This is a genomic window from Finegoldia sp. P2-F-LR, assembly GCF_052932265.1.
Genome location: NZ_JBRFJF010000008.1, coordinates 60,333 through 73,390 on the forward strand (window position 1 = coordinate 60,333; position 13,058 = coordinate 73,390).

Below are 13,058 nucleotides of genomic sequence, written 5' to 3' on the forward strand. Positions count from 1 at the left end.
TCCTTATTCTTCAAAATACTTAGCTACAGCTACTATCGCATCTTCGCCCTTATCTGTATTTTTCAATAATACACCAGATGTTGATCTTGAAAGTGTAGATATTCCTTCCGCTTTAATTCTGATAACCTCAGCTTTTTTGCTAATCAAAAGTATCTCATCTTCGTTTTTCAATGCCTTTGCACACGCTACATCTCCTGTTTTCTTGGCAATTTTGTAAGTTCTGATTCCCTTTCCACCTCTGTTTTGAGTAGTGTAGTTGGATAATTCAGTCTTCTTACCGTAACCATTTTCACTGATAACTGCCAAGAATTCATTGTCTTTTACCAAATCAAATGAAATAACTTCATCGTCTTTGTTAAGCGTTATAGCCTTTACTCCGATAGCATTTCTGGATAAATCTCTCAATTGATCCACATTAAATTGCAAACTCATACCTTTTTTAGTGACGATAATTACATTTTCATTTTTTTCGACAAGTTTAACATCGATAAGTTCGTCACCTTCGTCAAATTTGATAGCTATGATACCAGTTTTTCTAATATTTTCGTACAAATCCAACGAAGTCTTCTTCACTTTACCATTTTTAGTGATGAATATTATAAATTGGTCGTCTTCTTTGTCCTTATCCAACGCCAATACTTGTGTAACACTTTCATCGGCATCGATTTGGATTAGGTTAATGATGTTGGATCCTCTAGCAGTACGACTTGCTTCTGGCACTTCGTAAGCTTTTAGTGAATAAACTTTTCCCTTATTAGTGAAGAACAACAAATCTTGATGAGTTGTAGTTGCGAACATATCTTTGATGAAATCTCCATCTTTCATTCCCATTGCATTAACACCACGTCCACCTCTGTGTTGAACTTTGTATGCATCTGTGGAAATTCGTTTGATGTAGCCTTTGTTAGTGATAGTAATAAACATGTCTTCTTCTTCTAGAAGTTCCATATCTTCAAAATCACCGTCATCTCTTAGAATTTTAGTTCTTCTGTCGTCTGAATATTTTGTTTTGATTTCTGTCAATTCGTCTTTGATTATTTCTAATAACATGTGTCTGTTATTCAAAATTTCTGTCAATTGTTCAATCAATGCGCTCAATTCGTCAAATTCATTTTGTAGTTTTTCTTTTTCCAAACCTTGCAATCTTTTAAGTCTCATATCCAAGATTGCTTGGGCTTGAATTTCTGAAAAGCCAAATCTTTGCATCAATTTTTCAAGCGCATCATCATAACTTGTTCTGATAATGTGAATAATTTCATCGATATTGTCGATTGCTTTCAACAATCCTTCGACTATGTGAATTCTTGCCTTCGCCTTGTTCAAATCAAATTGCGTTCTTCTTCTAACCACGATTTCTTGGTGAACAAGATAGTGGTCTATTAATTGTTTCAAATTCAAAACTTTTGGAACGCCATTTACAAGTGCAAGGTTGATTATCCCGAATGTAGTTTGCATTTGAGTGTATTTGTACAAGTTATTAAGCACGATATTTGGATTGGCATCTCTTTTTGTTTCGATGACAATTCTCATACCTTTTCTGTCCGATTCATCTCTCAAATCGCTAATACCTTCTAATTTCTTTTGTTTTACAAGATCTGCGATTTTTTTGATTAAATTGGATTTGTTAACTTGGTAAGGAATTTCTGTGACGATTATTTTGTATCTTCCCTTTGATTCCTCAATCCTAGCTTCTGCTCTTAGTTTGACTTTTCCACGTCCTGTTGTGTATGCATTTTTGACTTCTTCAAGTCCCATGATGTTTCCACCTGTTGGAAAATCAGGAGCCTTGATGTGTTTCATCAATTCTTCTATTGTAATATTTGGATTGTCGATTGATGCGATTAATGCATCTATAGTTTCACCTAAGTTGTGTGGAGCCATATTTGTCGCCATACCAACGGCGATACCGCTGGATCCGTTTACGATTAAGTTAGGAAATCTAGATGGAAGTACAACTGGTTCTTGTTCTTCACCGTCATAGTTGTCTTGGAAATCAACAGTATCTTTGTTGATGTCACGCAACATTTCAAGTGATAGTTTTGCCATACGTAACTCCGTATAACGAGGTGCGGCGGCTCCGTCACCGTCGATAGAACCGAAGTTACCTTGGCCATCTACAAGCGGATATCTCATATTGAAATCTTGTGCAAGTCTTACAACTGCATCGTAGATTGCTCTGTCACCATGAGGGTGATACTTACCCATTACTTCCCCTACAAGTCTTGCGGACTTGGAGTATTTTCTATCTGGGAACAACCCTTGTTGTTGCATTCCGTAAATTATACGTCTGTGAACAGGTTTCAATCCGTCTCTTACATCTGGAAGTGCACGTGATACAATTACACTCATAGAATAATCCAAATATGCACTTTCCATTTCTTTTTTCAAATCAGCTGGTTTTATATTGAGTTTTCTTTCTGTCATATTATTCTCCTAAGCGTCAATGTTTTGTGCATAAACAGCATTTTGTTCTATAAATTCTCTTCTTGGCTCTACGTTGTCTCCCATCAAAACATCGAATGTGTTGTCGAGTTCATTTTCGTCTTCTCCGTCGATTTCAACTTTGATTAGGATTCTGTGTTCAGGATTCATTGTAGTATCCCACAATTGTTCTGCGTTCATTTCACCAAGACCTTTGTATCTTTGAACTTTGATGTTACTTCTTTCGCCGTATTTTTCCAAGGCTTCTTCTAATTCTTTTTCTGTGTAGCAATATTCCATTACTTTAACACCTTTGATGATTCCGTAAAGTGGTGGTTGTGCGATGTACACGTGACCTTTTTCCACTAATGGCTTCATAAATCTGTACAAGAATGTAAGTAAAAGTGTTCTAATGTGAGCTCCATCGACGTCGGCATCGGTCATTATTACGATTTTACCGTAACGAAGTTTGCTGATGTCAAAGTTTTTTCCTATTCCAGTTCCAAATGCAGTAATCATAGCTTTGATTTCGTTTGAATTTAAAACTCTTTCAAGGTGAGCTTTTTCTACATTCAAGATTTTACCTCTCAATGGCAAAATAGCTTGGAATTTGTTGTCCCTGCCACCTTTTGCAGAACCACCGGCAGAATCCCCTTCGACAAGGAAGATTTCGTTGTGTTCGATGTCTGAGCTTTGGCAGTCAGCAAGTTTTCCTGGAAGTGTAGTATTGTCAAGCACCGATTTCTTACGAACCAAATCCCTTGCACGTCTTGCGGCAAGTCTTGCTTTTTGTGATGCCAATGCTTTTTGTATAATTGTCTTGACGATTTTTGGATTTTCTTCAAAATAAAAACTCAAATGTTCGTACACAACGCTGTCCACAACAGTTCTAGCTTCGGAGTTACCCAATTTTCCTTTTGTTTGTCCTTCAAATTGTGGGTTGTTAAGTTTTACTGAAACAACAGCAGTGATACCTTCTCTGACATCATCACCAGATAAGTTATCGTCTTTTTCTTTTAATATGTTTTTATTTCTTGCATAATCGTTAAGAGCACGAGTAAGTGCAGATTTGAATCCTACAACATGTGTTCCACCGTCAACTGTTTTAATGTTATTAGTAAATGAAACTATAGTTTCGTTATAGCTTTCAGTGTATTGCATAGCTATTTCCACTTTAGTAGTTTCTTTTTCTCCTTCGATATACATAACTTCGTGATCCAAAGGCTTTTTGGATTTGTTGATGTATTCTACAAATGATTTGATACCACCTTCGTAGTGGAACAATTCCTTGTAGCCTTCTCTTTCATCAGCAAATTCTATCTTCACGCCCTTATTCAAAAACGCCATTTCTCTGAATCTTTTTGCAAGAACATTTTTGTCAAAATTCAAAGTTTCAAAAATCGTATTGTCCGGCATAAATTCAATCGTTGTTCCAGTTCCTCTGACATTTTCTTTTATAACAGTAAGTTCTGTAACAGTTTTTCCTTTTTCAAATCTTTGTTCGTACATTTTGCCGTCTCTTTTGACTCTGGCAATAAGATATGTACTTAAAGCATTAACACAACTTACACCAACCCCGTGAAGACCACCTGAGTATTGATAAGCGTCGTTTGAAAATTTACCACCCGCATGAAGCACTGTAAGTACAGTTTCAAGCGTTGATTTGCCTGTTTTTGGGTGTGTTTCAACTGGAATACCAGAACCATCATCTTCTACGATAATGGAATTGTCCTTTTTTATAGTAACCTTAATCAAATCACACACGCCAGCCAACGCCTCATCAATTGAGTTGTCGACTACTTCGTACACCAAATGGTGTAGACCTTTTTCATCAGTAGAACCGATGTACATCCCTGGTCTTACACGAACCGGTTCCAATCCTTCTAATACTGTAATCTGATCTGCAGTATATTCTCTTTTTTTCTTCATTATATTCCTTTCATAAAGTTATTCATCAAATAATTCCCACTGATATTTGACTTGTAAACTCCTCTATTAGTTATGATTATAGACCTTATAGTAATGTCCTCATCTTCATTCACAAATTCTACGTTTTTCGTATAATCCAAATCATTTTTATCAAAATCTTTGAAGAATTTGTCCGAGACATTAACTACTGCTATAATCTCATTTTCATCAATTAATGTGTTGTTGCCAATATCCAAATACATATCATTCACCTATTTTTATCGTGTACAACCCTTCTGGAGCCCTTTCTGAAGTCGTCAGAAAAGCTTGAAAATCCTTGATATATCTGATGATGTAGTTGATTCTGTAATCGTCAAGTTCACTGAAAACATCATCTAACAAAATAATTGGCAATCTATCATTATAAAATCTACTCAAATCCAATTGTGCAAGCTTCATCGATAAAATAGCAGTTCTCACCTGAGCTTGAGATGCAAAAAACTTAGCCGATTTGTCGTTGATTAAAATATCCAAATCATCACGATGGATACCTAAATTAGTTTGCTTATTTTCCAAATCCTTATCCAAAATATCTACCAAACTCTTGTAATAAGTATTCTTTTGATTAGTCATATCCTCTACATATTCTATCGAAAAATTATTTTCCATGTCCAGCTTATCATTCTCATCACTCAAATTTGAGCACACGTTTTTTGCGATAAGATGAAGCCTTTCGACATAGCTTTTTCTCTTGTGCATAATATATGAGCCAGTGTCTGCCAATTGAATATTCAAAGCCTTAAGCTGCTCATTAAAATACGAATTGTACCTGTGGTTTTTGATGAGCTTATTTCTCTCATCCAACACTTGATTGTACTGTTTCAAAACAGTCCTGTAATAGTTATCCACACCACTTATGGACTCATCCAAGAATTTTCTTCTCAAAGATTTCGATTCTTTTACTATTTTCAAATCATCTGGCTTAAAAACAATACACTCAAAATACTCGTTGTATTCTTTAATAGTATTCACAAAAGCTTCATTCACATTGAGTATCTTTTCGTTACTTTTAATAGTAATATCTATCTTATCCTCAAAACCATCATCGTAGACATCCATTACAATACGAGCCTCATCTTCACCGAATTTAATCAAGTGAGAATTGGTGTTGGTTTTGAAACTTTTTCCCTTCAAAGCTACATTAATAGCTTCCAAAATATTAGTCTTACCCGAGGCATTTCTGCCTACAATCAGATTCAGACCATCACAAAAATCCAATTCTATTTCACAGAAATTCCTGTAATTATATAATTTTAATTTTTGAACGATCATTACTCGACTACGTATTTCTCTCCTTCAAATTCCACTACATCTCCTGGATAAAGCTTCTTGCCGCGTCTTGTTTCAACCTCGTCATTTACCTTAACCATGGATTCTTTAATAAGTTCTTTCGCCATGCCACCAGTTTGTGCGATGGATGCGAATTTTAGAAACTGTTCCAATTTTATAAATTCAGACTCAATTTTAACACTAATCATTATTACCTCCTGCAAGTTTTACCGGAAGGACAAGATAAGTGTAATTGGTATCGTTCAATGGCTTAAACACCATCGGTCTTAGACTTCCACTCATATTCAATGTAATATCGTCATCATCAATAACTTTCAAGCCATCTAACAAATACTTAGCATTAAAAGCAATCTTCAAATCTTCTCCACCGATTTCGCACTTCACATACTCATCGACCTTACCAATATCAGTATTAGATGAAATATGCAATTCATTTCCAGAAAAATCTAGCTTAACCAAATTCGCCTTGTCTTCTTTTGCCATCAAAGACGCTCTTTCCAACGCCATTTGCAAAGCTCTCTTTTCTATAGTAACGACAGTCGAAAAATCTTGTTTCATAACTTGATTGTAGTCGATATATTGACCATCGATTAATCTAGAATAAACATCAGTGTTTTCCAATTTGAAAATAATATTTCCAGTAATAATGTTAAGAGTTATTTCCCCTTCTTCCAAAATCTTGTAAACTTCATTCAAAGCTCTCGCTGGAACAATAGCCTTCATTTCAAACTCACTCACATTACTCATACAATCAAGTGAAACTCTGTAACCATCTAAGGCCACAAATTCAATCCTATCGTTCATAATATTGAACAAAACACCTGTCAAATCTGGTCTTGTTTGGTCCATACTTGTAGCAAATGATGTTTTTCTGATGGAATCTCTGAGTTCAGATTGTTCCAAAGTCAATTTAACATCCTTATCTATATAAGGAAGAGATGGAAATTCGTTTGAATCTTGACCTTGAATGTTGAATTCCGTAGACAAACATTTAATATTGATATTATTATCGTCCACTTCAATATAAATATCATCGTCAGGAAGTTTTCTAATGATATTCCCTATCATTGATGAGTTAATTACAATTTGACCTTTTTCGTAGATTTCACAATTTGCTCTAGTATCCACAATAAGTTCCAAATCCGTAGCAACAAGTCTAAGACAATTTTCTTCTGCGATGAACAAAATTCCTTCTAATATCTGAATAGTCGTTCTAGATGACACCGCTTTTTGCGCAATATTGATATGTTTAAGTAATTCTTTTTGCGATATTTTTAATTTCATATTTTACCTTTCGTTTATACAAATAATAATAATAGTTAGTAATAGTAGTAGTAGGGCTGTTTGTATTGTGGATAACTCTAGTTTGTTTGTAATTTGTGGTGTTTTATATATTGATAACGATGTGTATATAATTGGCACAAGCTGTGCGATTATCAACATTATCAACTTTTTACAATTTTAGTTTATCACTTTAAAGTTATCAACAACTTATCCACATAGTTATTAATATTAAATTGTGGATAGAAAACTCTAAAATAAACTTATCCACAATCATAAAGTTTAATAAATTAAGAATTTTGAATGTAGTTGATTAGGTTATCAATTTCTTCATCAAATTCTGAACTTTTTTTGATATCATTCTCAATTTTCTTGATTCCATGCATTACTGTTGAGTGATCTTTGCCAAAACTTGAAGCAATACTAACCAAAGAAATATCCAACAATTTTCTGGACACATACATTGCTATTTGCCTTGGATATGCGATTTGTTTGGATCTCTTTTTTGAAAGCAAATCATCTTGACTTACATTGTACCTATCACACACACTCTCAATGATTAAATCTATAGTTACAGGTCTTAATTGAGTGTCTGCGATAAGTTGTTTTAGAACATTTTTTGCCAAATCTAATGTAATGTTGCCATCTCCTATCAGAGTTTTTTGACCTACGACATTCATTACTGCCCCTTCCAACTCACGTATATTGCTTTTGACATTCATAGCAATATAATCGATTATTTCTGGGGTAAGTGATGTATTATTTCTATCTAAATACTCGTTTATAATAGCCACACGTGTTTCATAATCTGGTGGTTGAATGTCTGCCATTAATCCCCACTCAAAACGTGATACTAACCTCTCTTCCAATGTTTTTATCTCTTTTGGAGGTCTATCACTGGAAAGTATGATTTGCTTGTTGTGGTTATACAATTCGTTGAATGTGTGGAAAAACTCCTCTTGCGTACCTTGTTTTCCTGCTATAAATTGAATATCGTCAATTAATAGTACGTCTATATTTCGGTATTTTTCTCTAAATTGTGAATTTTTTTTCGTAGATTTATCTCCTATTGAAGATATAAGTTCGTTTGTAAATGATTCACTAGTTGTGTAAATAACCCTAGCTTTTGGGTTATTTTTAAGTATTTCATGAGCAATGGCATGCATCAAGTGAGTCTTACCCAATCCTGCTTTTCCATGAATAAACAATGGATTGTATGCTGTGGCTGGGTTTTGTGCTACTGCAAGTGCTGCGGCTAATGCTAGTTCGTTGTTTTTTCCTTTTACAAATGTATCGAATTTGTATTTGCTGATTAAATTCTTGCCGTAAGGGCTCAAATCAGTTTTTTCTTCTGGTTGTTTTGTTTCAGGTTTTTTGTCTTCTACAGTGTATTTTTCATCTTCTTTTACTTCTTCACTTACTAGAATGGATCGTTGACCATCTATGTTTTGGTTTTGAATTATATTTTCTTCTTTGTAATTATCCATTTCATAACGGTCTATGATGACTACTTTTCTCTTGATATTACTGATGAAATCCAAGTATTTTTGGATATCGTCGTAGTATTTGTTATAGATTGTTTTTTTGGTAAATCTATTTGGAGAAAGCAAAATAAATTCAGTATTTGTTAAATAAAGAGGTTTTAATGGAGCAATCCATGTGTTGAAGTTCAAATCAGACATTTCCTGTTTAAATGTGTTAGATATTTTTAACCAGAGTTCATCTTTGTCGGTCATTTTTCACCTCGTTTTTTTACTTATCAACATATTTATCCACAAAATGATGAGTTATCCACATTAAATAAATAGCTATTTCCCAATTTAAACAAAAAAAATATATAATTTATTCACATTCGCACAACTTATCCACATCAATTTATAGAAAAATAATTGTGGATATTAAATTAGAATATACAGCAAATTCGTGAAGTTTTAAAACAAGAATTCACATATTATCCACAACTTATCCACAATTTGTTAATAAATGCGTACTTTTCATACTTTTTGATACTTTAATTATAGCAAATCATATCTTTTATTACAAATTTATTGAAAATTTTGATAAATGGTTTTGTGTTTGCTATAACTTATCTCCAAAAGGAGTTTAATATTTTAAATTTAGAATGAATTGTGGATAAAAGTTATCCACAATTTTTACTGTTTTGTGGAAATTTTATGAAAAAAAACACCAACATTTTTATTTGAAAATGTTGGTGTTCGTTATTTATTTATTTCCTATGAACATAGTTTCTTGGATAAATTCTTTTATTTTCAGTCCATATCCCCATTTTTTGGCATACGGGTCTGTGACTTCCTCACTTTTTGCAAAGAAATTTGTAAATCCTGCTTTTTTAATGATTTCTTTTACATCTTCTTCCAGAAGAGCTCCCCCAACTCACGATCCGTAAATATTATCCAATGATAGTATGTCATCGTTTAATTGTTTTTTGAGTGTGATGTCACTGATTATGAACATTCCATTTGGTTTGAGGATTCGATGGATTTCTTGGTAGACTTTTTGTTTGTTAGGCTCAAGGTTGATTACACAGTTACTGATGATTTTGTCGATGGAGTTATCTTCAAATGGCATGTCGATGAGTTCTCCTTGAACAAATTCAATATTTTTGAATCCTTTTTTATCTCTTACTTTACTAGCTTTTTGTATCATAGACTCTAGCCTATCCATTCCATAAATTGTATTGGAATTAGGATATGTTATTCTTGCCATGAATACATCTAATCCCATTCCACACCCCAAATCTAGTAGTGTGTCGGTGTCTTTTAATACTAGGTTATCAAGTGGATTTCCACAAGATAGTCCTGATGACACTTCTTCAGGGATTTTTTCTAGTAATTTAGGATCGTAACCTAAGGATTTGTATAAGTCTATTGAGTTTACTTCTGTGCTCGTCTTACCTACTGCTATGTTATCGTAGAAATTTGTTACTTGTTGTCTTATTTCTTCGTCTGTGTATTGTTTGTTCATTTATTGTCCTTTCTTTAAAATCTTATATCTTTGTGATTTCTATTAATAGATTTGCTAGATTGTGACATTGTTTTTCTGAAATTTTATAGTATGTCCACTTTCCTTCTTGTCTAGATTCTATTATTTTTGAATTAGTAAGTATCTTCATATGATAAGACAATCCTGATTGTGTTAAGTTTAGTTTTTCTAAAAGTACACATGCGCATTGTTCTCCATTTTGCAACAATTGTAAAATATCTATTCTTTTTTCATCGCTCAATGCTTTAAATGTGTCTGCTATTTGTTTGTTGTTCATTTTATTACCTCACATCAAATATTTTTGATATATTAATTATATCATTTTTTACGCAATACATCAAATATTTTTGATATGTAATAATTAAATTATTTTTGGCGATTAATTGGTATTTGTCAACAAAAAAGCTTGACAATTGTTATTGTCATAAGTATAATTGGAGTAGTGTTTTTATAGGCAAAAGTCCTTATATTTTATACTAGGAGGTGCGATTGATGAAAAGAACTTATCAACCAAATAACAGAAAAAGAAAAAAAGACCACGGATTTAGAAATAGAATGGCTACTAGAGGTGGAAGAGCTGTTTTAAAGGCTAGAAGAAGAAAAGGTAGAAAAGTATTATCAGCTTAGGTCACATTCATTGTGGCCTTTAATTTATTATGGATAAAAGTGTAAGGTTAAGAGATAACAGGGAATACAATGTTGTCTACAAGAGGGGAAAGACTTATTATAATAGAAACTTCTCTTTGGTAGTGTACAATTCAAAAAAAGGAACTCGAATCGGATTCTCTGTTACTAAAAAGTACGGCAATGCCGTTGAAAGAAATAGAATCAAGAGGAAACTGAGAGAGATTGTAAGGCTTAATTTCTCTGAGTTTGACAAGGGCTTGGATATGGTTATTATCCCGAAGAAAAACACTGAAGACTTAACTTACAAACAGCTAGAATCTGCATTATTGCACGTTTGTAGAAAGGCATCGAATAAAAAATGTCGAAAGTGATGATATTTTTAATCAAATTTTACCAAAAAGCAATATCGCCGTATTTGGGACATGGGAAGTGCAAATACTATCCAACTTGTTCACAATATGCGTTGGAGGCTTTCAGAAAAAAGCCGTTTTTTAAGGCGTTAGGGCTTACTATTTGGCGAATTTTAAGATGTAATCCATTTTCAAAAGGCGGATATGACCCACTAAAATAAAAAGGAGTTGTAGAATTGCAAATAATTGCAAATGTATTTGGAACTATTCTTAGGTTCATATATGAAAACATCTCACATGTGATGGCTGAACCTAAAAGTATATCGTATTTTGCGATATCAATTCTTTTATTAACACTTATTTATAAGCTTATAACTCTTCCGGTAACTATTCATACGCAAAAAACTCAAGAACAAAATGCTTTGATGCAACCGGAAATGAAGGAAATTCAAAGAAAATACAAGAACGACCCACAAACTCAACAATTAAAGATGCAAGAATTATACAAGAAGTATAATTTCAATCCTTTAAGTGGTTGTTTACCAATTATCTTACAAATGGTTTTGGTTTTGGCATTATTTAGAGTAATGAGAGAACCAGGAAAGTACATGTTTGATAATGTGTCTAAGATTAATGAGATCGCTCGTAATTTCTTCTGGATACCTGATTTGACTAAACCAGATCCAGTATTGTTTGGATTGCCTTTAATAAATGCTTTCACTCAATTTTTAGTAGCAAAGATCAGTATGCCTACTAATAACAAGGATAAGAAATCAAATGAACCTGATCAAATGGAAATGATGAACAAATCAATGATTTATTTCATGCCTATATTTATGTTCTTCATTTCAAGCAAATACGCTTCAGGTTTGATTCTTTATTGGGGATTTTCTAACGTTTTAGAAGTTATAATAAGGTTAATAATTAAGAATAAAGACAAAAAAGATGTTGCGGAGGAAGTTAGATGAGAAGCACAGTAATTAGTGCGAAGACTGTTGAAGAATGTGTCAATAAAGCTTTGGATAAGCTTCAAGCTAATCGAAACGAAGTTAACATCGAAGTTATAAATGAAGCTAAACAAGGTTTTTTGGGCTTGTTTGGAGCAAAAGACGCTGTTGTTAGGGTGTCTTTGAAAGACGATGTTAAAGAAAAGGGTACAGATGATTTCGTGAAGAATATCCTAAACTCTGACTCTAACTCAGTTGAAACAGAACAAAAAGAAGATACTAAAGTTATAAAAGACAAGAAAATTGTAGAAGAAGTTGAAGAAACTAAATCTACAGAAGATGATAAGGAAGAAATCGTAGAAAAATCAGTAAAACCAGAAAAACCAGTAGAAGCTGAAGAAGTTAAAGAAACTGAAGAAGCTGTAAAATCTGAAGAAACTGAAGAAGAACAAGAAGCTGAATCTGATGTTACTATTGATAGAAACGACGAACTTTTCATCACAAGCAAGAATTTCTTGAAACAAATGATAGAAGATATGGGAATTGATTGCGATATCGAATCTAGAACTGAAGGAAATATGATTAAGTTCAATATTATGTGTTCAGAAGAATCTGATATCGGAATTATCATAGGAAAAAGGGGAGAAACATTAGATTCTCTTCAATATATCGTAAACTTGGTTACTAACAGAAATGCAGACACTTATATAAGAGTTATTTTGGATTGCAACCAATACAGATCAAAAAGAGAAAGATCTCTTCAAAAATTAGCTAGAAGATTAGCTGACAAGGCTATTCAAACAGGAAGAGATATCAAGCTTGAACCTATGAATCCATACGAAAGAAGAATCATTCACACTTATCTTCAAAACGATGAAAAAGTGAATACATTCTCTCAAGGCAATGAGCCTAATAGAAGAGTTATTATTAAAAGAAAATAAATTACGAGACTACATATCTTAGGTATGTGGTCTTTTTTTGTGGAATGACAAGAAATAAAGTTGACAACAAATTTTTTATGATTTATCCTAAGAAAAGGAAAGTGGTGATTATCATGACAATTTATAAATAGATTTTAGAGAAAAAAATAATCTCTGAAATCGTTAACGAAAATTATTTGAAGAAAATAGGCTAAATATAATCAAATATTATTAGTCAAGTACAAGTTTTA

14 protein-coding genes are annotated in these 13,058 nt (G+C 33.0%); 5 read left to right on the forward strand and 9 right to left on the reverse strand.

The window, feature by feature from the left end; all coding sequences use genetic code 11:
- Positions 1-3: 3 nt before the first annotated feature.
- The 9 genes from gyrA to ACU68W_RS06145 form a co-directional block, all read right to left on the reverse strand.
- Positions 4-2,424 (reverse strand): DNA gyrase subunit A, encoded by a 2,421-nt coding sequence (gene gyrA, locus ACU68W_RS06105; protein WP_446756288.1) that lies wholly within the window; start codon positions 2,422-2,424, stop codon positions 4-6.
- A gap of 9 nt (positions 2,425-2,433) precedes the next feature.
- Positions 2,434-4,350 carry a DNA topoisomerase (ATP-hydrolyzing) subunit B gene (gene gyrB / locus ACU68W_RS06110; RefSeq protein ID WP_446756289.1) on the reverse strand — a complete coding sequence of 639 codons (1,917 nt, stop codon included), beginning with the start codon at positions 4,348-4,350 and terminating at the stop codon, positions 2,434-2,436.
- Positions 4,350-4,592 (reverse strand): DUF370 domain-containing protein, encoded by a 243-nt coding sequence (locus ACU68W_RS06115; RefSeq protein WP_349170751.1) that lies wholly within the window; start codon positions 4,590-4,592, stop codon positions 4,350-4,352. Before ACU68W_RS06115 ends, gyrB begins: the two co-directional genes overlap by 1 nt.
- Before the next feature lies 1 nt (position 4,593).
- Positions 4,594-5,661, reverse strand: coding sequence for a DNA replication/repair protein RecF (gene recF / locus ACU68W_RS06120; RefSeq protein ID WP_094224020.1), 1,068 nt, complete (start codon positions 5,659-5,661; stop codon positions 4,594-4,596).
- A complete protein-coding gene (gene yaaA / locus ACU68W_RS06125) occupies positions 5,661-5,867 on the reverse strand; it encodes a S4 domain-containing protein YaaA (protein ID WP_002835941.1) in 207 nt (68 codons plus the stop codon). The genes recF and yaaA overlap by 1 nt, the downstream gene beginning before the upstream one ends.
- Positions 5,860-6,963 carry a DNA polymerase III subunit beta gene (gene dnaN, locus ACU68W_RS06130; RefSeq protein WP_002835942.1) on the reverse strand — a complete coding sequence of 368 codons (1,104 nt, stop codon included), beginning with the start codon at positions 6,961-6,963 and terminating at the stop codon, positions 5,860-5,862. Before dnaN ends, yaaA begins: the two co-directional genes overlap by 8 nt.
- Positions 6,964-7,250: 287 nt before the next feature.
- Positions 7,251-8,696 (reverse strand): chromosomal replication initiator protein DnaA, encoded by a 1,446-nt coding sequence (dnaA, locus tag ACU68W_RS06135; protein ID WP_094207869.1) that lies wholly within the window; start codon positions 8,694-8,696, stop codon positions 7,251-7,253.
- 658 nt (positions 8,697-9,354) lie between these two features.
- Positions 9,355-9,945, reverse strand: coding sequence for a methyltransferase domain-containing protein (locus ACU68W_RS06140; RefSeq protein WP_094224018.1), 591 nt, complete (start codon positions 9,943-9,945; stop codon positions 9,355-9,357).
- A 22-nt stretch (positions 9,946-9,967) separates the two neighbouring features.
- Positions 9,968-10,240 (reverse strand): ArsR/SmtB family transcription factor, encoded by a 273-nt coding sequence (locus ACU68W_RS06145; protein WP_094206477.1) that lies wholly within the window; start codon positions 10,238-10,240, stop codon positions 9,968-9,970.
- Between the two features lie 215 nt (positions 10,241-10,455).
- On the opposite strand from ACU68W_RS06145, the gene rpmH reads away from it, so the two are divergent.
- The 5 genes from rpmH to jag are packed head-to-tail and all read left to right on the forward strand — an operon-like array spanning position 10,456 to position 12,828.
- Positions 10,456-10,590, forward strand: a complete 135-nt coding sequence (rpmH, locus tag ACU68W_RS06150) for a 50S ribosomal protein L34 (RefSeq protein WP_002835948.1) — start codon at positions 10,456-10,458, stop codon at positions 10,588-10,590.
- A 29-nt stretch (positions 10,591-10,619) separates the two neighbouring features.
- Positions 10,620-10,961 (forward strand): ribonuclease P protein component, encoded by a 342-nt coding sequence (gene rnpA / locus ACU68W_RS06155; protein ID WP_002835949.1) that lies wholly within the window; start codon positions 10,620-10,622, stop codon positions 10,959-10,961.
- On the forward strand, positions 10,949-11,161 hold the full coding sequence (yidD, locus tag ACU68W_RS06160) for a membrane protein insertion efficiency factor YidD (protein WP_094206476.1): 213 nt from the start codon (positions 10,949-10,951) through the stop codon (positions 11,159-11,161). Before rnpA ends, yidD begins: the two co-directional genes overlap by 13 nt.
- Before the next feature lie 15 nt (positions 11,162-11,176).
- The gene (locus ACU68W_RS06165; RefSeq protein ID WP_094207867.1) at positions 11,177-11,908 is read left to right on the forward strand and encodes a YidC/Oxa1 family membrane protein insertase; all 732 of its coding nucleotides are present in this window, start codon (positions 11,177-11,179) and stop codon (positions 11,906-11,908) included.
- On the forward strand, positions 11,905-12,828 hold the full coding sequence (jag, locus tag ACU68W_RS06170) for an RNA-binding cell elongation regulator Jag/EloR (RefSeq protein ID WP_446756290.1): 924 nt from the start codon (positions 11,905-11,907) through the stop codon (positions 12,826-12,828). Before ACU68W_RS06165 ends, jag begins: the two co-directional genes overlap by 4 nt.
- Positions 12,829-13,058: the final 230 nt, after the last annotated feature.